This window comes from Sporosarcina sp. FSL K6-1508, assembly GCF_038007465.1.
GTDB lineage: Bacteria > Bacillota > Bacilli > Bacillales_A > Planococcaceae > Sporosarcina > Sporosarcina psychrophila_B.
Window position 1 is genome coordinate 3,031,509 of record NZ_JBBOXF010000001.1, and the last position, 19,412, is coordinate 3,050,920.

Here is a 19,412-nt window from a genome sequence, read left to right on the forward strand (position 1 = left end):
TGATTGAAACGCCGAGTACACTTGGTAACCTACTCAGTGATGGGTAGCTGAACAATCAGAAGTCAGCAGAAGCCATAGTACCATTCGAACTCGAGCAGAATGGGAAGGGCTGAACAATTAAGAGAGAACAACATCTTGGCATTCAGTAACCTGCGAAGAACACAGATAACCGATAAGGCATGCTTGAAGGAGGAAGTGGTGAATCCCATGGGGGACTTCGAGATGGTGGAGCAGAGCTGGCATAAGAAGAAGCGTTGTTCACGGAAAGAGGCGTAACCAATGTTGATGGAACGAATACTGTCGCGTGAAAATCTGCTTTCTGCCCTGAAACGGGTAGAACGCAATAAAGGGAGCCATGGTGTAGATGAAATGCCCGTACAAAACCTACGAAAGCACATCTTGGAACACTGGGAATCCATGAAAATGGAACTTCTTGAGGGTACTTATAAGCCGCAACCTGTCCGCAGGGTCGAAATCCCGAAACCTGACGGTGGCGTGCGGTTATTAGGTATCCCTACCGTGACGGATCGTCTCATTCAGCAAGCCATTGCCCAAGTATTAACTACTTTGTATGATCCAACGTTTTCAGAACATAGCTATGGATTTCGACCAAAGCGAAGCGCCCACGGCGCAATAAGGAAAGCGAAAGGATATATGCAGGAAGGTAATCGGTGGGTAATCGATATAGACTTGGAGAAATTCTTTGACAAAGTGAACCATGACAGGTTAATGGGAACACTTTCGAAACGAATCGAAGACAAACGTCTGCTTAAGCTAATCCGTAACTATTTGAAATCAGGAATTATGATAAATGGTATCGTGACAACCAATGAGGAAGGTACGCCGCAAGGTGGCCCACTCAGTCCATTACTTTCCAATATTGTCCTTGATGATCTAGACAAAGAATTGGAGGAAAGAGGACATAAATTTGTCCGATACGCTGACGACTGCAACATCTATGTGAAAACAAAGAAAGCAGGAAATCGAGTCATGGGTTCTGTCACTTCGTTTATTGAAGGAAGGCTTAAGTTGAAAGTTAACCTGAATAAATCTGCGGTAGACCGCCCTTGGAAGAGGAAGTTTCTTGGATTCAGCTTTACTTTACATAAAGAACCAAAGGTTCGGATTGCCAAAGAAAGTATGAAACGGATGAAGAATAAAATCCGAGAGATAACCTCTAGGAAGAAACCCTATCCGATGGATTATCGAATCAAGAAACTAAATCAATACCTTATGGGGTGGTGCGGTTATTTTGCATTGGCGGATACGCCAAGCGTTTTCAGAGCTTTCGATTCATGGATTAGAAGAAGACTTCGAATGTGTATGTGGAAAAACTGGAAGAAACCAAGTACGAAGGTGAGGAAGCTCATTGGATTAGGTGCGCCGAAAGATAAGGCATACGAATGGGGTAACTCGCGTAAAAGTTACTGGAGAATTTCTAAAAGTCCTGTATTACATAGAACCCTCGGAAACTCCTATTGGAGTTCCCAAGGGCTCAAAAGTCTACTATCACGTTACGAAATTTTGCGTCATCAATCTTAATTGAACCGCCGTATACCGAACGGTATGTACGGTGGTGTGAGAGGTCGGGAGTTAATCACTCCCTCCTACTCGATTGAAGTACGGTATGCTTGTGCAAATCACTCATACAATACGACACCTTTCTACATATAGTATAGAAGTACTTATGATTTTAGAAAGGAAGGCAAAGACAATGGATTACTACAAAAGAAAATATTCCTATAAGAAGAAACAGCCAAATATTCTTTTCTTAATGGTTGATCAGGAACGTTTTCCGTCTGTCTATGAAACAAAGGAATTGCAGGAGTGGAGAATAGAAAACTTAGTTGCGCAAGAATTATTACGGAAAAACGGGTTGGAATTTTTAAATCATTATGCCGGAAGCACTGCTTGCTCACCAAGTCGGGCAACATTATATACAGGGCAATATCCTTCGCTTCACGGGGTTACTCAAACGCCGGGTGCTGCTAAGGATTCGTTTGACCCTGATGTGTTTTGGCTTGACCCTAATACTGTTCCGACGATGGGAGATTATTTTCGGACCGAAGGATATGATACCTTTTGGAAAGGGAAGTGGCATGCCTCAGACGAGGATATCCTAGTACCGGGTACACATAACGCATTACCTAGCTATAATCCAGCAACTGGAGTTCCAAATAAAGAGAAAGAAAAATTATATGAAAAAGCGAACCGCCTCGAATCTTTTGGATATTCCGATTGGATTGGACCCGAACCCCATGGAGCGAACCCACGAAATTCCGGTTCGTCTGCAGGAATAGGCACAAATGGAAGGGACGAAGTATACGCGGCTGAAACAGTAGCACTTATCGAATCACTCGACAAAATTTCAAAATGTACCAATGACGAGACCCCTTGGTTTATCAAGTGCTCCTTCGTAAATCCACACGATATTGCGTTATATGGCGTGCTATCTGCAATTTCTCCGAATTTTAACTTTGAAGTCGACACAACACTTCCGTACATTCCCCCAGCTCCAACAGTAGGGGAGTCATTGCTCACTAAACCATCTGTCCAGGAAAGTTATCGTGTTACATATCCAAAAGCATTGCAGCCGATAATTGACAATAATTTTTATCGCCAATTGTATTACAGCTTACAAAAAAAGGTCGATAATGAAATGCTGAAAGTCTTAGTCGCCCTTCAAAATTCGAGTTTTTATGACAATACAATCGTTGTATTTACATCTGATCACGGAGAACAATTGGGTGCACACGGCGGCCTCTATCAAAAGTGGTATAATATGTATGAAGAATCCATTCATGTCCCATTGATCATTCATAGCCCAATCTTATTTAAGGATAGTAAATGTACAGATATGCTAACAAGCCATGTTGACGTACTTCCTACATTGCTGGGATTATCGAGAATAAATGCTGATTTAATCCGGAAAAAGCTTTCAAAAGATCACACGGAAGCACTTCCGTTAGTCGGTCGAAATTTGACACCACTCCTCTATGGGTATGAAAAGTTTTTCGGTGCAAATGAACCGATCTATTTCATGACAGATGATGATGTATTTAAAGGTTCACATCAAACGAATGCTATTACAGGAAAGCCTTATAAATCAGTAATTGAACCGAATGACATTGAGGCGGTGATTACCACGCTTGAAACTGGAATAGATAAGAGTGAAGAGATATGGAAATTCGCCCGTTATTTTGACAACCCCAAGTTTTGGACGGATCCAGGTGTAAGCGATACAGTCATAACTGAACAAGATGGTTGTTGTGTGCCGATGACAAAAACACATCCAGTTCCAGAGCAATTTGAACTTTATAATCTCACCAAGGATCCATTGGAAAAAACAAATCTAGCCGATCCAGCATTTGCAACAATCGAATCAGCCATTATTCAACGAATGTTAACAAAGCTACTTACAGAACAACGCCGACAAAAAAGGCTTACACCAGCGAGCGGAAAGGTTCCTGGCATGCCGGGCTGTAGTAGGAATGGTGAATAATTAAGAGGTGTAAGGGGTAAGGCTAATCGTATTGAAATGATTACAAGTTGTTTCGGTATTTGGCACCGAATATTGACAGATATCACTGTAAACAGTGCCAAAAAGCCAGCAGTTCAGTCGGGCTAATCGACTGAACTGCTGGCTTTTTTATTAGTAATTAGTTCACAAAAATTTCTTTGAAAAGTCTCGTGAATGTTTACTATTCAGAAAGAGTAGCACCAACAAACGGCTAATGTGAAAACCCTGGAAAAAGCGTCATGTTTGTGCTTTTTGTCTTCTCTCTATTCGCGCAAATGCTCTAAAACTTATTAGTGTAGCTACATATGCAAATACACTTCCGGTGAATAACGGGATAATTCCGGGGAATAGTGTAGCAATAAAAAAGATACCTCCAGCTGCAGCCCCTAAAGTTATGACTTCAATGGGGGAAGTAATTGCTATTAAGAAAGACTGTTTGATGTATTGGAAGAACTTTAAATTGAAATGAGCATAGACCGGAAAGAAAAATAATAATGTGAGGATTCCTGAAATAAGTATGAAAATTAATACAGGGAATAAAAACTGCAATTCACCACTATTTAACTGTAAGAAATAAAAGTCGAAATAAAAGAAATAGCTACTGGCTAAAAAAATGAAACCTAATCCATTTGTTCTTAAAAATTCACTACGGAAGGAAGTCCAAAATGCAGGAAAAATATCGAATTTCTCTTCGTCTTTAATTAATTTACGAGTAACGGCAAACATGGCTGCTGTAGCTGGGAAGATGCCGAAAATGACTAGTCCAACTAATGTGAAAAGTATCCACAGTATATTAATATATGCTAATTCAATCATTCTGTAAGAAATTCTATTAAACTTTTCCCAACCGCTCAAATTTATCACCTCGTAAAGTTTACTATATATTAGAAACAATCTAAAAGGCAATAGATATTATATAAAAATCGTGAATGATCCGTAAAATTTAATCATTGCCTTTCGATATTTAAAGACCCTTTAGGGACTTGTCTGTTGTTGAGAATTAATGTAAGCTGATAAAAATAGACGGACAATTCAATTACCTCTTTCTATTCTATCAATTTGTATTGTAAATTAAGAGTCAACTACCAAGTATCATAACGCTAATCACAGCAGAGAGCATATGGAAAAATGGTAAACATGACATGGCTTTCACCCGATCGGTCAGTTAGCCGATATAAATAAATTCTCAAAAGATAATGCCTGTTGAATAGTAAAGGGGGTGTAAATCATTTAGCAGTAGTTTAATAGGATGATTGCAATTGAATCAATAAAAATTGAGAGGGGTCATTTAGATGAGAAGATTTGGATTCTTTCTATTACTAATTTTACTTGGAGCATTAATCGTCGGGTGTAATGCAAGTGAAACAGAAACAGAAACAGAAACTGGAGCTGGAACAAAAGAAGGAGAAGCTAGTGGCGAAAACTCAGGAGAAGAAACAGGACTTTCTGGAGAAATAACAGTTTGGGCACATCCGTTCACGGGCGATCAAGAAACTGAAGGGGCAATGTGGGATGAGATTATCGCTTCTTATGAAGAGCAAACAGGTGTAAAAGTAAACTTCGAACAAATTCCATGGGCAAATCGTGATCAAAAAGTACTTACAGCCCTAGCAGCAAACAATGGTCCCGATGTGTTCTACGTAATACCAGACCAGATGCCCCAATATGCGGATGAAGGTATGTTACTAGAACTAGATCCCTATTTAGAAGGTTTTGATATTGATGATTTTGTAGATACAGCGTTAGTTTCAACAACTTGGAAAGATAAATTATACGGACTTCCGATTTTACAAGAAGCGTACACATATTTATATAATGTCGATGTAATCAAAGCGATTGGCGAAGATCCAGAAAATTTACCGGCAACTTGGGAAGAATTTGAAAAGTGGGCTGGAAAAGCAAAAGAGAAAGGTTTTTATGCAACAAGTTTTCAAGGTGGAGGATCTATGAATGGAACGTTATATCCTTTCTTATGGCAAGCCGGTGGAGATGTTATTACGGCAGACAATGAAGTATTAATTAATAACGAAGCAGGAGTAGAAGCATTTGAGTTTATCAATAAGATGTATACCAACGAATGGATTCCGAAAGATTCAATTACAGCATTAGAACATGATGCGCTATGGGAAGGCGGTAAAATGTTAGCAGTTCAGGGTTCAGGTATTTCAGTAAGTCGTATGTTAAGCCAAAATCTTTTTGAATTTGTTATTGCACCGCCGATGAAAAATAAGGAACAATTAACTTATGGGACAACTGGGATGTTTGTTGCACCGATTAATACAGATAATCCAGCAGCTGCCGCAGAATTTATTAAAGTAGTAACAAATTCAGATAATCAGAAGAAATTCAATACGGTCACACAGTATATACCTACTAGGGAATCCGCAAAAGATATCTTTGGAGAGCAAAAATACCTTGCGCAGCTAGCGACTTATACTGAATTTGCGTTACCTGGCGTTATTCATCCAGAAGGACGTACAATTATGCCATTAATTCAAGCAGAACTCCAAACAATGATGGAAGGTAAGAAAACGCCGCAAGAAGCAGCCGATGCTGCAGCGAAAGCAATTGAAGGAAAGATAAATTAATGAAAAGGTAGCAAAACAGAGAGTTTGATCACTTTTCGATCAAACTCTCTATTATTAACATACATATGAAAGGGTGATTACACTGAGTAATGCATTGACTTCTAAAAAGAGTAAGTTGCCACTTAGGGAGAGGGTGAAGCGTGAGTGGAACCGTAATGCGATTGTATATATCTTTCTAATTCCTGTCTTAGGTCATTTTATTATTTTTCAGATATATCCTTTCCTTTTAAGTTTTTATTTAACATTTATGGACTGGAAAGTAATTGGTGACCCAGAATTTGTGGGACTTAAACATTGGAAGTATTTTCTTAGTGATACATTGGCTTGGAAGGCCATTTGGAATACAGTGAAGTTTTCGGTATATTATATTGTTCCAACGATGGCTTTAGGGCTAATTTTAGCGTTAATTATTAACTCTGGTGTTAAATCAGCTAGATTCTTTAAAGGAGTCTTTTTCTTGCCAGTTGTTACGTCATTTGTAATTATTGCAGGGATTTGGGGCTGGTTATTTCGCGGTACAGAGGCGGGGATGATCAACTATCTTCTAAGCTTTGTAGGAATTGAACCGCAATTATTTTTGGCGAATTCTAGCCAAGCATTAGCAGTATTAGCAGGTTTAAGTATTTTTAAGGTTGCCGGGAGCACGATGATTTATTACTTTGCAGGACTTCAGTCAATTGATCGACAATTGTATGAAGCTGCACAGATTGATGGTGCATCTGCATTTAAAATATTTTGGACTATAACTTTTCCGTTATTAAAGCCTATCCACTTTTACGTGGCGATAACGACAACGATTGGCTCTTTTCAAATTTTCGATTCGGCCTATTTACTGACGGGTGGTGGCCCGAATTACGCTACGACAACTATTGTCTATTATTTGTATGAACAAGGATTCACAAGCCTTAACTTAAGTTATGCTGCTGTCCTTTCTTATGTATTATTTTTTATTATCCTTGTTATTTCACTTATACAGCGAAAATATCTGGGACAAGAATCCAATAATTACTAACTTTTAAATGTCCATAGAAAGGAGACTGAAAAAATGCTGAAAAAAGTGATCTCTTATATAGCTTTAATTGTTTTAGGTTTTTGTTTTCTATTGCCTTTTCTTATTATGATTTTAGGATCGTTTAAAGACGTTCAGTTCGCACAATTAGATCCGCTATTTTGGATTCCGGATCATCCTACAATGAAAAACTACCTCTATATAATGAGAGACGGGATGTTTATCAGATGGATTTTTAACTCTGTTGTCATTACCGTCATTCCAGTAGCAAGTCAGATGATATTTTGTGCAGTTTTAGGTTATATTTTTGCGAAGAAACAATTCCCGGGAAGAGAAACTGTATTCTGGATTTTCATGGCAGTTATCATGATTCCCCAGCAACTATTAATTATTCCGAAGTTCATTATGTTTTCTAATTTCGGTTGGATCAATACATATTGGGCGTTGATTGTACCAGAACTATGGGGAATTATGGGCGTGTTTTTAGTTAGACAATTTTTGCAAAATATACCTAATGATCTAGAAGAAGCTGCTTATATTGATGGTGCGAACGATATTCAAATATTTTTCAAAGTCATTTTGCCGCTTTCGGTCCCAGTCGTAGCGACAGTAGGCACATTTTCATTTATCTCGAACTGGAATGATTTATTTCAACCCTTAATTTACTTAACACAAGAAAAAATGTTTCCAGTGACACTAGGTTTAGCTTCAATGCTTGGAAAAGAAGGGAATTTTGGTATTGAAATGGCTGGATCAACAGTTTCATTTATACCGACATTTCTCATATTCTTGTTCTTCCAGCGTTACTTTACGGAAGGAATTCAAATGTCAGGATTGAAATAATAGCGGCTGAAACTAGTTTATAGAGGAAGTTGAAATAAAGTGTCCCACTAAATACGCTACTCCTAGTGAGGCGCCTTCGCTTTAGTTTATATAAGATATTCATTTGTTCAACTTATATAGGTAGAAATGATTAGAAAGGAGTGGAGGATATCGTTTGTACTTTAAAAATTGGCGTTATTGGGCTAGATACATCGCATGTGGTGGCATTTACCAAGTTATTAAATGATCCGAGTGAAAGATACCATGTGCAAGGTGGAAAAGTAGTTATCGCTTTTCCAGGAGGATCACCTGATTTTGAGCTTAGCATGTCGCGGATTGAAGGCTTTACTAGAGAGCTCAGGGATAGCTTTGATGTTGAAATTGTGGATTCTATTGAGGAAGTTGCGCATGAAAGTGATGCGATTTTGTTGGAATCAGTCGATGGGGCAGCCCATCATGAGCAATTACAAAAGCTTGTTGCGTTTAAAAAACCTATTTTTATCGATAAACCTTTTAGTCTAAGTTCAAAAGTTGCTATCGAAATGATTCAATTAGCTGCTGGCAATCAGACACCCATTATGAGTACATCCGCGCTCCGTTATGCAGAAAGTTTATCAAAAGTCCTTAGAAATACTGATAAAGGAAGAGTTATTGGTGCTGATTGCTTTGGTCCAATGGAACTGCAGGGTAAGCAACAAGGTTTCTTTTGGTATGGCATTCATATGATAGAAATGCTTATTACTATTCTAGGCCAAGGTTCAAAGTCGGTGAAGGCCATTACGGACAAAGACTATGACGTTATTACGGGTGTTTGGGAGGATGGGCGTATAGGAACGGTTAGAGGTAATCGAAAAGGAAATACTCAGTTTGGTGCATTGATTCACTTTGAACAAGCTACCGAATATGTCGATATTAATTTAATTCAAAAACCTTATTATGCTAGTTTATTGGAGCAGATTATGGGCTTTTTTCGCGATGGAATTTCGAGGGTTCCTTTAAGTGAAACAAAGGAGGTTATCCGTTTCGTTGAGGCGGCTAATGAAAGTAGTCATTCTGGAAAAATGATAATTATTTAACTCAAAGTGAAAATACTACATGTTTAAGAGTCGAAGTGTTTAGTAGTCGAGTGAAAGCCGATGAAAACTACAGTGATTTTTCCATCGGCATGTAACGTGTTCGTTAACTTTCTTCTTCCTCAATAAAGCTTAGTCGATAAATACGGCGGGGTCTCCCTTTATGGGCTAACTTCTCTTCGCCAATGATAGTAACCAGTTCAGCATCCATCCATTTTAAAAGAATTCGGTTGGCGCTTCTAATGGTTACATTGAGTGTTGAAGCTAATTCTTGAGCTGTATAGTCAATCTTTTTATGCCTGGAAACACGTGCCATTAATTTTGTCATATAGGAGGCTGACATCCCAGCTTTTTCAGCTTTATCTAGTAGATGCGGGTCGGTGATGGCTAAATTATATCTTTCATATTGTTTATGAGTCGTTATATCGACAGGCCCCAAGACACTCCGGTCTTCACGAACAATATAACAAACATTTCCGCCTAAATCTTTTGATTGACGAAGTGCTAATCGTGCGTGATTGCCTGCTTCCGCAGCTGTGCGGCCAAAGCCAACACCAAGACTGATCGTAATGCCTAATTCACTTTTAATGTCTTGTAACAAGGGAATGAATTTATAGCCTCTTGTTTCACGTTCGAAAATACCGCGAGTCGTAATGAAGGAATATTCTTCTCCGCCTAAATTAATCAGATGTCCGTCAAGCAGTTTAATATAATCAAGCAACATTTGTTGGATATTTAATTTCAATAATTGAACATCATGCTCAGAAGAATATTTCTCCGTAACGCCTTTAAAGTTATCGATATTAATTAAACCGAATACAATTTGCGATTCCTTATTTCTTCGTGTATTCGTTGCTAATAGCGCTCGTTCTAATGAAACAATCATATCTTGTTGTGTAGGCGTAACCCATTCATGGGGAATACGGAGAGTTGATAACCGGTTAGCTACGTGCTGAATACCAGTGAGCGCTATTGCATTATGTTTTTGGTAATTGTCCACATGGAATTGGACTACTTCCTCAATGATTATACTTTGTGAAGGATTTTTATAGACAAGGAGTTCATAATTAACTTCTTCAAGTTCTGATAAAATTTGTTCAACATACTTTTCTTCAACTGTATCAATAGATAAGCATTTTAAACTGTAGCCACTTTTAATGATAAATAAGGATCTGTAAAGCCCAGTGCCCATTAATGGCATATGATGCACAGGAATTATAAAATCTATAACTTGCTTGACGATATTGTATGAATGGTATTCTGTAAACATTAAAACTTCGACATCATTCATTAATTCCTTTGTTATTTCCCTGATTTGACTGGTAGGTTCTATAATTTGAAAAACGGGCTTAAAGTTTGGAAACGTTTTCAAAGTTTCACGCGTTTGGTCAATAAGTGCTTTAGATCCGATGATTCCGATATTAATGTCTGAATTGTCTTGTATGTTATTTTTTCTATGCATGAACAGTTCCCTCCTTGTCTCGTGAAAAAGTAATATATTGGGCTAGTGTCTTTTAATCTGATGTTTTGTTTATAATACTTTCTTGTAGTAATTCTGTCAAAGTTGAGAATTTACAGCGCTGATACAAGATAAAAGAGATTCGATATTAAAAGACCTAATAAAGACTTGTCTTTTAATGAAAGTATACATACAATACTATTGAATAGCAATTTAGATATATCTGTTAACTGGTTTGCGTTAAAACAAATAGGGAGTGATGGAATGAGAACGATTGCAGAGCTTGAAGACTTTTTGACGAAACCATCTTCACAATTGATTAATGATCTTAAATTAGTAGAGGGTGATATTTTAATTTTGGGTGTTGGGGGGAAAATGGGACCAACATTAGCGAAAATGACGAAAAGAGCGATTGCTCAAGCCGGTTTGGATAAAAAGGTGATAGGGGTTTCTAGGTTTTCATCGGGCAGTTTGAAAGAAGAGTTAGAGGACTTTGGAATTGAGACAATTGCAGTTGATTTATTAAATGACGAGCAACTACAATCGTTGCCGGATGTTAAAAACATTATTTTAATGGCTGGCAATAAATTTGGAACTGCTGGAAATGAGCATTTTACGTGGGCGATGAATGCCTACTTACCTGGCAGAATTGCAGAGAAATTTAAAAATTCTCGTATTGTCGCATTTTCATCTGGTAATATTTATCCATTAACGAATGTGGTGAGTGGAAATTGTTCTGAGGAGACAGCCGCGAGTCCAATTGGGGAGTATGCCCAATCTTGTTTAGGAAGAGAGCGTGTCCTTACAAACTTTTCGCGTAATAACGAAACGCCAATGCTCCTATTCCGATTAAATTATGCAATTGACATGCGGTACGGTGTGTTAGTAGAAATCGCTGAACATGTTTTAGAAGGCAATGCTATTGATTTAACGATGGGAAGTGTAAACGTAATTTGGCAAGGAGATGCCAACGAGTACGCAGTGCGGTCATTACTCCATTGTGATACACCGCCAAAAATAGTAAATGTGACTGGACCTGAGACCATTTCAGTCCGTTGGTTGGCAGAGGAATTTGGGATGCGGTTCGAAAAGAAACCACTATTTGTAAATGAAGAGCAGCCGACAGCATTATTAAATAATGCCTCAAAAGCACATCAATTATTTGGCTATCCAAAAGTAACACTTCAACAAATGATTGATATGACGGCAGAATGGTTGACGCATAAGGGTGAAACATATAATAAACCAACCCATTTTCAAGAGCGAAAAGGAGCATTTTAAATGTTGAATCCTGCTGTAAAAAAACAATTGCAAGAAGGAACGGTCATTCCAGCGCATCCACTTGCATTAACAGAAGACCGGCAGCTTGATGAAACGAGTCAACGGGCACTTACTCGGTATTATATTGATGCGGGGGTGGGTGGGGTTGCAGTTGGCGTCCATACGACTCAGTTTGAAATTCGGGACCCTCAGTTCAATTTATTTGAAAAAGTATTGACCCTCGCGATTGAAGAGATAGAGAAGGCACAAGTTCCGGATTCATTCATAAAAATCGGTGGAATTAGTGGACCGATTGAGCAGGCGATTGAAGAAGCGAAATTTATTAAAGCGATTGGCTATGATCTTGGGTTGTTAAGCATGGGAGGGTTACAAAGTGCTTCCGAGGAAGAGCTACTTAATCGGACTGAAAAAATTGCCGATATTATTCCTGTTATTGGATTTTACTTGCAACCGGCTGTAGGAGGACGTATTCTTTCTTATGATTTTTGGAGAAAGCTTGCTGATATACCTAATATTCATGGTATAAAGATTGCACCTTTTAATCGATATCAATCGCTCGATGTAATAAGAGCAGTATGCCATTCTAAAAGAAATGAAGAAATTGCTATTTATACCGGAAATGATGACAATATCGTAAATGACTTGCTAACGGTCTATCGAATTAATGTAGATGGTAAAAAGATTGAGAAACGGATTGTAGGGGGACTACTCGGACATTGGTCAGTGTGGACGAAAACAGCGGTGGATATTTTTAATAAAATAACAGACACTCGATCAAAAGGCGAGATTCCAAGTGAATTATTAACCTTAGGACAAGAAATTACGGATGCGAATGCTGCGTTCTTTGATCCGAATAATGAATTTAAAGGGAGCATTGCTGGCATTAATGAGGTGTTAACAAGACAAGGGCTTCTGAAGGGACGATGGTGTTTACTTGATAAGGAAAGATTAAGCCCAAATCAATTGGAGGAAATAGATCGTGTGTATATCGACTATCCGCATTTGCATGACGATGTATTTGTAAAAGAGAACTTAGCCAACTGGTTGAAAGAGTAAGGAGCGATTGAAATGAAATCAATTGTGGCAAGGAGTCAAAAAGTCCATATTATCAAGCGCACGAAGCCAACGATTAAACCTTCTTATCTATCAATTGAAACACTGCACTCGGTCATTTCACCCGGGACTGAGCTGAGCTTGATTGGAATTAGTGGGGAAAGAGAAATCGCATTAGGCTATAGTGCGGTTGGAATTGTTACGGAATGTGGTGAAGGTGTAGATGATTATCAAAAAGGAGATATTGTTGCCTGTTATGGAGCCCCATATGTAGGGCATTCTGAATGTCTAGTAGTTCCAACTACGTTATGTGCAAAGGTTCCAGCTGGCGTAGAATCGAAGGAAGCTGCTTTAGCAGGGATTGGCGCAATCGCGATTCATGCCCTAAGGATTGCAAAACTCGAATTCGGTGAAACGATTGTTATTATTGGCTTGGGATTACTTGGTCAAATGATTGCTAAAATAGCCAATGCCGCTGCATATAATGTGATTGCCTTCGATATTCAAGCAGAGCGGGCAGCAATGCTTCGTGAAGAAGACCGTATTTGTTCTTTTTCTACTATTGAAGAAATGGAAAGTGAGATAGCGAAGTGTACGAAAAACCAGGGCGCTGATGCAGTTCTTTTATGTGCAGGCGGTAAACGATCCACACTTACAAATCAAAGTTTAGAATGGGTTCGTACACAAGGTAAAGTTGTAATTGTCGGGGATATCGAACCGGATTTCCCTCGGAACCTACTGTTTGCGAAGGAAGCACAAATACTTATTTCACGGGCTGGTGGCCCGGGCCGTTATGATCAAATGTATGAAAAACAAGCAATCGATTATCCATACGGTTATGTACGCTGGACAGAGGGCAGAAATGTAGCAGAGTATTTACGTTTAGTAAATGACAAACGGATTAATGTCCAATCTTTTTTAACGGATGAAGTCGACTTTAAGGATGCGCCGGCTGCATATGATGAATTGGTCAATAAAAAGTCAACTGCATTGACGAAGATTATTAACTATATAGTTTGAAATAAATAACCCCATTGAATTCGCTATCCCTTGTAAGGCACCTTCGCTCAGTTATAGAGGTATTCATGTTCAATATATATGAATGAGTATATTGAAAAGCTGAACTATAGAGTCGAGTACTTTCGTATTATATAGAAGGGAGCTATGTGTATGTTGAAAGTTGGCGTTATTGGTGGAGGTTCTATTTCTGAGTTTCATATTAAACCCTATATGAAAAACGAGGGAGTAGAGTTAGCCGCGTTGTGTGATAGCAATGAACAGCGTTTAGCCCTAGCAGGTGAACGATATGGTGTCACTGCACTCTATAACAACTACGTTGAGTTGTTGCAAAATCCGGAAATCGATGCGGTCAGTATTTGTACGTGGAATAATACACATGCAGCGATTGCGATTGCAGCATTAGAAGCAGGAAAGCATGTCTTAGTAGAGAAGCCATTAAGTATGACTGTCGTTCAAGCATTAGCTGTTGAAGCAGCAGTTAAAGAAACCGGAAAAGTCCTACAAGTCGGTTTCGTTAGACGTCACGGTGATAATACAAAGCTCCTTAAGCAATTTATCGAACAAGATGAACTTGGTGAAATTTATTACGCAAAGGCTTCCTGTTTAAGAAGGCTTGGTAATCCCGGTGGGTGGTTTAGTGATCAGTCGAAATCAGGTGGGGGACCGCTCATTGATTTAGGCGTTCATATGATTGATATCAGTTGGTATCTGATGGGGAAACCACGTCCTGTTTCGGTAAGTGGCAATACATATTCAAAGTTGGGCAATCGTAGCCATATTAAAAACCTTTCCTTCTATCAAGCAGCTGACTATGATCCGACCGTAAACGATGTGGAAGATTTAGCGAATGCCCTCATTCGTTTTGACAATGGTGCTTCTTTATATATTGATGTTAGCTATACACTTCATGCCAAAGAAGATGAGTTATACGTTAAATTGTTCGGGGAAAAAGGTGGCGCAGAAATTGAACCAAAGTTAGCGATGGTAACAGAGAAAAACAATACGATTTTAAATATTACGCCACAAATCGATAAACTTAGTTTTGATTTTGAAGGTGCCTTTAGAAACGAAATCAATCATTTCGTTGACTGTTGTATAGAAGGAAAAGAAACAATTGCACCTGTTGCTGATGGCGTGCAAATCATGAGGATATTGAATGCAGTCTATGAGTCAGCAAAAATGGGAAGAGAAGTTTACTTATAAATGAAAATGATAGATAAAGATGTTGTTATCGTAGGTGGTGGATTAGGAGGGTGTGCAGCAGCATTATCGGCATGCGCTAATGGCTTACAAGTGTTGTTAACTGAAGAAACAGACTGGATTGGTGGTCAAGTTACCTCGCAAGGAGTGCCACCCGATGAACATCAATGGATTGAAGAGTTTGGATCGACTCAGAGATATCAAGTGTATCGTAGAAAAGTTCGAGACACTTATTTACGAACAATGGATGTAAAAGGTACTAAAACACTGTTTAATCCAGGGAATGGATTGGTCAGCAACATTTGCCATGATCCGAGGGTTAGTCTGCATGTATTGAATGAAATGCTTCTGCCATATATCTTAACAAACCAACTTACGATTATATTGAACACGGCAGTTACCTCGGTTAAAAGAAATGGCAGAACAGTAACAAACATAACCTATAAAAATACTGTGACTGGAAAAGAAGAAATGGCTGTTGCACTCTATTTCATCGATGCTACAGAAGCCGGGGATCTATTACCATTAGCTAGTGTCGATTATGTAACAGGTGCGGAAGCAAAAGCAGATACTCATGAACCGCATGCATTGAAAGTCGCGGATTCTACCGATATTCAAGCATTCACATATGTACTAGGAATGGAGTACAGGCAAGGAGAAAATCATACGATTCCGGAGCCGGAGATGTACGAGTTTTGGAAAGAATTTCATCCAGCTATATGGCCCGATAACTATTTAAGCTTTTTCGCGCCACATCCGATTACGAAAGAGAAAAGAGAATATACGCTTTTCCGTGAAAAGACAGGATTCCCTCTCTGGGAATATCGACGTAGCTTTGATAAGCAACAGTTTAATACGCCAGTCGATGCTGGTGATGTCAGTTTAATGAATTGGCCGCAAAGTGATTACTTTTTAGGGAATATCTATGATGTAACTGAAGCAGAAAAAGAGCAACATATCTATCAAGCAAAACAGTTGAGCATGTCCCTGCTGTACTGGTTACAAACCGAAGCACCACGGTCTGATGGCAGTAAAGGATATCCAGGGTTGAAACTACGTAAAGATCTATTTACAACTGAAGATGGTTTAGCAAAAGCAGCCTATATTAGGGAATCAAGGCGCATAAAAGCAGATTATACAATTGTAGAGCAAGATGTTTCACCTGATTTTAATGAAGGGAAGACAGGGAAGTTATATGCTGATCGGATAGGAATTGGCTCATATAGTATCGATTTACATCCCAGCATGGCAGGGAGAACCTATTTAGATATAAAAGCATTACCGTACCATATTCCATTAGGTGCACTGATTCCAACAGATACAGATAATCTGTTAGCAGGCTGTAAAAATATCGGAACAACACATATAACAAATGGATGCTATCGCCTCCATCCAACAGAGTGGAATATCGGTGAAGCATGTGGCGCTTTAATTGCATTCTGTATAAAAAATAGCACAGATCCAAAAACAGTCCGTGCAAATAAAAAGATGTTAACAGAATTTCAAGATACCCTACGAGCAGATGGTTTCGAATTAGAGTGGCCGGCAGAATTTTATTGATAGTGAAAAATTAAAGTGGAGGGATCGAATGAATATTAGTATCAGTATGTATAGTTTGGCATCCACTATAAGCAAGGAAAAGTGGTCAATTGTCGATTTCATAGACTATGCAAGCAGTATTGGAATAGATGGGGTGGAATTACTTGATATTTATTGGGCGAATAAAGAAGATAAAGACGAAGAAATCGAGCAAGTGCTTACTGCATTGAAAAGCTATAACTTACAAGTGGCAGCATATGATATCACTAATAATTTTGTGAAAGAATCGGTTGAAGAACGTGCTGAAGAAGTGGCCAAGGTATTGAACGGTATTGAAGTTGCAAAAAAAATAGGAACGAGTATTGTACGCGTTTTTTGCGGCGATATCCATGGTGATAACACATATGAAAATGGATCGGCTTGGATTATCGAAGGCTTGAAAAAATGTGCAGAAACTGCTGAAAAAGAGCAAGTCTATTTAGCGATAGAAAATCACGGTTTATTAGCGGGGAAAAGTAAACAAGTTAACGAAATTATAAAGGCAGTGAATAATCCTTATGTAAAAACAACGTTCGATACGGGAAACTTTTTACTTGTCCATGAAAAGCCGACAGAAGCATTTGAACAGTTGAAAAACGAAATCGTTCATGTTCATTTTAAAGACTTTCGTAAAAAAGAAGAAAATGAGCCACTCCGTGGGTTTCGTTCCACAGAAGGAGTAGAGTTAATTGGGGTTATTCCTGGTGATGGTGAAGTTGATCTCGCTTATATTGTAAATGGATTAAAAGATAGTAATTATAATGGCTGGTTATCTATAGAATATGAAGGACATGACGACGCGAAAATGGCTAACGAAGAAGCGGTACGTCGTTTAAAAACCTATTGAGATAGGGGGATAGAAATAATCATGAGAATTGTATTTGCTAGTTTAGATAAAATCGACTTTCGTAACTCATTAGAAAATGTAAGCTTAATTGAGTCGGTTGAACAGTTAAAAAGAGCTGACAGCAAAGAGACTACATATGTATTAGCCATTTCTGAAGAGCAGTTGAAAGCTGTGGAAAATAGCGATAATGAGGTGTATATTCCCTTCACTGAGCTAACTGCTGATCATCAAAGACTGGGCTGGTATGTTTATTTTGATTTAGTAAACTATCCATTTTATCAAAAGGTAAAAGAGATGATCGCTAAGGAAGATAAACCTAAAGGCGTTTTCCGATTTAGACGAATGGTGAAACAAGATGAAAATAATTTGTTACTCGCGTGTGATCTATATGTATTATCTTCATTACTTGGCGAACCCCAAGGCATTCAAGTAAAACAAACCGATCAATTTGTGACTCCGACACATACAATTGTCTTGATGGACTTTGGTGAAGGAACAATGGCGCATATTGAATATACGGTAGCTGACCAAGAGCGAATTGAGCTTGAGTGGAGTGGGATTAAAACGATTATTGAATTTGATAGTAATCAGATGAGACCGATTCAATCAGGTAGTATAACGTCTTTGCCATTAGCCATTTCGGTCGATGCCATTTTAGCATCAGCACAGAAAGTAAATCAGGAGCTCATTACTCGATTGAATTATTTCAGTAACTTAATCAATGGGGGTGCACATTCATGAAACTTGGCATGATGAGTTTTGCACATATGCACGCATACAGTTATGCGGATGGCGTAAAGAGATTACCGAACGTTGAGTTAGTAGGCATTTTTGATGAAAATGTTGAAAGAGGTCAAGAAGCTGCCCGAAAATATGATACGGTCCATTACAGTGATCAAGCAGAGTTTCTATCATTGGAAATAGAAGCTGTCATTATTTGCAGTGAAAACAATCGCCATAAAGAAATGGTTGTAAATGCTGCGAAAGCAAAGAAGCATATCCTATGTGAAAAACCAATTGCAACAAATCTTACAGACGCTAAAGAAATAATTCAAGTATGTAAAGATCATGCCGTTATTTTGCAGATTGCTTATCCAGTCCGCTTTAGCTCGCCAATTCAACAAGTAAAAGAAATGATTGATAACGGAGAATTAGGTGATATTGTAGCTTTTCGGACGACCAATCGGGGTCAAAATCCTGGTGGCTGGTTTATTGATAAAGAGCAATCAGGTGGTGGTGCTGTACTAGATCATACCGTACATATGGTTGATATTATGCGATGGTATTTAAATGAAGAAGTCACAGAGGTAAAGGCGATTATTGATTCCTATTTTCATGATATAGCTATTGATGATGCGGGGCTTCTCACATTAGAATTCGAAAATGGCGTGATTGCTTCCCATGATGCAAGTTGGTCTCGTTTTACAGAGTACCCAACATGGGGAGATGTAACGATTGAGGTGATTGGGACGAAACAAACAGTGAAAGTCGATGCATTTAACGAACACGTTAAGATGTTCAGTAGTGGAAAAAAATCATTGGAACATATTTTTTATGGAAACGACATGGACTTTGGATTGATTCGTGATTTTATTAACTGTGTAAAGGAAGGAAGAGAACCATCTATAACAGGTTATGACGGACTAAAATCATTAGCGGTTTCATTGGCAGCGTACGAATCAAGTAAATTTAAAAAGGCAATTAGGTTATAAACGTTAATAGGGGGCACTAGTTTTCATCGATTATGATAGGAAGCTGTAGTGTCCTTTATTGTTTATTTGAAGAAGGTAAAAACTTCTAATTATATCGAACGTAAGAATCCTGCATAAACTGAGCGAAGGCGCCTTTCAAGGGGTAGCCGATGCCCAAAGATTGATAGCGCAGCGGTCAGGCTTAGGGCGGGAGGCATCCCCTGACGCCGAAGCGGATTCAATGGGGATCATTAATTCAACATATATTTAG

Annotated in this window: 16 protein-coding genes; 14 read left to right on the top strand and 2 right to left on the bottom strand. The window is 38.6% G+C overall.

Annotation, left to right across the window (positions count from 1 at the left end):
* Window positions 1-279 precede the first annotated feature (279 nt).
* Window positions 280-1,542, top strand: coding sequence for a group II intron reverse transcriptase/maturase (gene ltrA, locus MKZ11_RS15260; protein ID WP_340792415.1), 1,263 nt, complete (start codon window positions 280-282; stop codon window positions 1,540-1,542).
* Between the two features lie 172 nt (window positions 1,543-1,714).
* On the top strand, window positions 1,715-3,502 hold the full coding sequence (locus MKZ11_RS15265; RefSeq protein WP_340795245.1) for a sulfatase-like hydrolase/transferase: 1,788 nt from the start codon (window positions 1,715-1,717) through the stop codon (window positions 3,500-3,502).
* Window positions 3,503-3,757: 255 nt separating this feature from the next.
* Here the strand turns inward: MKZ11_RS15265 and MKZ11_RS15270 are convergent, their stop codons facing one another.
* Window positions 3,758-4,375 (bottom strand): YesL family protein, encoded by a 618-nt coding sequence (locus MKZ11_RS15270; RefSeq protein WP_340795246.1) that lies wholly within the window; start codon window positions 4,373-4,375, stop codon window positions 3,758-3,760.
* 437 nt (window positions 4,376-4,812) lie between these two features.
* Between MKZ11_RS15270 and MKZ11_RS15275 the strand changes: the two genes are divergently transcribed.
* The 4 genes from MKZ11_RS15275 (at window position 4,813) to MKZ11_RS15290 (ending at window position 9,015) form a co-directional block, all read left to right on the top strand.
* On the top strand, window positions 4,813-6,108 hold the full coding sequence (locus MKZ11_RS15275; protein WP_340795247.1) for a sugar ABC transporter substrate-binding protein: 1,296 nt from the start codon (window positions 4,813-4,815) through the stop codon (window positions 6,106-6,108).
* A 94-nt stretch (window positions 6,109-6,202) separates the two neighbouring features.
* Window positions 6,203-7,120, top strand: coding sequence for a carbohydrate ABC transporter permease (locus MKZ11_RS15280; protein ID WP_340795248.1), 918 nt, complete (start codon window positions 6,203-6,205; stop codon window positions 7,118-7,120).
* A 36-nt stretch (window positions 7,121-7,156) separates the two neighbouring features.
* Window positions 7,157-7,960: a carbohydrate ABC transporter permease gene (locus MKZ11_RS15285; RefSeq protein ID WP_340797017.1), complete on the top strand. Its 804-nt coding sequence runs from the start codon at window positions 7,157-7,159 to the stop codon at window positions 7,958-7,960.
* A 140-nt stretch (window positions 7,961-8,100) separates the two neighbouring features.
* The gene (locus tag MKZ11_RS15290; RefSeq protein WP_340795249.1) at window positions 8,101-9,015 is read left to right on the top strand and encodes a Gfo/Idh/MocA family protein; all 915 of its coding nucleotides are present in this window, start codon (window positions 8,101-8,103) and stop codon (window positions 9,013-9,015) included.
* A gap of 103 nt (window positions 9,016-9,118) precedes the next feature.
* Here the strand turns inward: MKZ11_RS15290 and MKZ11_RS15295 are convergent, their stop codons facing one another.
* The gene (locus MKZ11_RS15295) at window positions 9,119-10,474 is read right to left on the bottom strand and encodes a hypothetical protein (RefSeq protein WP_340795250.1); all 1,356 of its coding nucleotides are present in this window, start codon (window positions 10,472-10,474) and stop codon (window positions 9,119-9,121) included.
* 261 nt (window positions 10,475-10,735) lie between these two features.
* On the opposite strand from MKZ11_RS15295, the gene MKZ11_RS15300 reads away from it, so the two are divergent.
* The 8 genes from MKZ11_RS15300 (at window position 10,736) to MKZ11_RS15335 (ending at window position 19,162) form a co-directional block, all read left to right on the top strand.
* Window positions 10,736-11,752: an NAD-dependent epimerase/dehydratase family protein gene (locus tag MKZ11_RS15300; RefSeq protein ID WP_340797018.1), complete on the top strand. Its 1,017-nt coding sequence runs from the start codon at window positions 10,736-10,738 to the stop codon at window positions 11,750-11,752.
* Complete coding sequence (locus MKZ11_RS15305; protein WP_340795251.1) at window positions 11,753-12,808, top strand: dihydrodipicolinate synthase family protein; 1,056 nt, start codon at window positions 11,753-11,755, stop codon at window positions 12,806-12,808. It abuts the gene before it with no gap.
* 12 nt (window positions 12,809-12,820) lie between these two features.
* Window positions 12,821-13,825 (top strand): zinc-dependent alcohol dehydrogenase, encoded by a 1,005-nt coding sequence (locus tag MKZ11_RS15310; protein ID WP_340795252.1) that lies wholly within the window; start codon window positions 12,821-12,823, stop codon window positions 13,823-13,825.
* 150 nt (window positions 13,826-13,975) lie between these two features.
* Window positions 13,976-15,028: a Gfo/Idh/MocA family protein gene (locus tag MKZ11_RS15315; protein WP_340795253.1), complete on the top strand. Its 1,053-nt coding sequence runs from the start codon at window positions 13,976-13,978 to the stop codon at window positions 15,026-15,028.
* A complete protein-coding gene (locus MKZ11_RS15320) occupies window positions 15,029-16,585 on the top strand; it encodes an FAD-dependent oxidoreductase (RefSeq protein WP_340795254.1) in 1,557 nt (518 codons plus the stop codon).
* A gap of 28 nt (window positions 16,586-16,613) precedes the next feature.
* The gene (locus MKZ11_RS15325; RefSeq protein WP_340795255.1) at window positions 16,614-17,450 is read left to right on the top strand and encodes a sugar phosphate isomerase/epimerase family protein; all 837 of its coding nucleotides are present in this window, start codon (window positions 16,614-16,616) and stop codon (window positions 17,448-17,450) included.
* Window positions 17,451-17,471: 21 nt separating this feature from the next.
* Window positions 17,472-18,191, top strand: coding sequence for a hypothetical protein (locus tag MKZ11_RS15330; RefSeq protein ID WP_340795256.1), 720 nt, complete (start codon window positions 17,472-17,474; stop codon window positions 18,189-18,191).
* Window positions 18,188-19,162, top strand: a complete 975-nt coding sequence (locus tag MKZ11_RS15335; RefSeq protein WP_340795257.1) for a Gfo/Idh/MocA family protein — start codon at window positions 18,188-18,190, stop codon at window positions 19,160-19,162. Before MKZ11_RS15330 ends, MKZ11_RS15335 begins: the two co-directional genes overlap by 4 nt.
* Window positions 19,163-19,412 lie beyond the last annotated feature (250 nt).

Coding starts and splice junctions, on each gene's coding strand:
- ltrA (WP_340792415.1), top strand. CDS start 280: ATGTTGATGGAACGAATACTGTCGCGTGAAAATCTGCTTTCTGCCCTG.
- MKZ11_RS15265 (WP_340795245.1), top strand. CDS start 1,715: ATGGATTACTACAAAAGAAAATATTCCTATAAGAAGAAACAGCCAAAT.
- MKZ11_RS15275 (WP_340795247.1), top strand. CDS start 4,813: ATGAGAAGATTTGGATTCTTTCTATTACTAATTTTACTTGGAGCATTA.
- MKZ11_RS15295 (WP_340795250.1), bottom strand. CDS start 10,474: ATGCATAGAAAAAATAACATACAAGACAATTCAGACATTAATATCGGA.
- MKZ11_RS15300 (WP_340797018.1), top strand. CDS start 10,736: ATGAGAACGATTGCAGAGCTTGAAGACTTTTTGACGAAACCATCTTCA.
- MKZ11_RS15305 (WP_340795251.1), top strand. CDS start 11,753: ATGTTGAATCCTGCTGTAAAAAAACAATTGCAAGAAGGAACGGTCATT.
- MKZ11_RS15310 (WP_340795252.1), top strand. CDS start 12,821: ATGAAATCAATTGTGGCAAGGAGTCAAAAAGTCCATATTATCAAGCGC.
- MKZ11_RS15315 (WP_340795253.1), top strand. CDS start 13,976: ATGTTGAAAGTTGGCGTTATTGGTGGAGGTTCTATTTCTGAGTTTCAT.
- MKZ11_RS15320 (WP_340795254.1), top strand. CDS start 15,029: ATGAAAATGATAGATAAAGATGTTGTTATCGTAGGTGGTGGATTAGGA.
- MKZ11_RS15325 (WP_340795255.1), top strand. CDS start 16,614: ATGAATATTAGTATCAGTATGTATAGTTTGGCATCCACTATAAGCAAG.
- MKZ11_RS15330 (WP_340795256.1), top strand. CDS start 17,472: ATGAGAATTGTATTTGCTAGTTTAGATAAAATCGACTTTCGTAACTCA.
- MKZ11_RS15335 (WP_340795257.1), top strand. CDS start 18,188: ATGAAACTTGGCATGATGAGTTTTGCACATATGCACGCATACAGTTAT.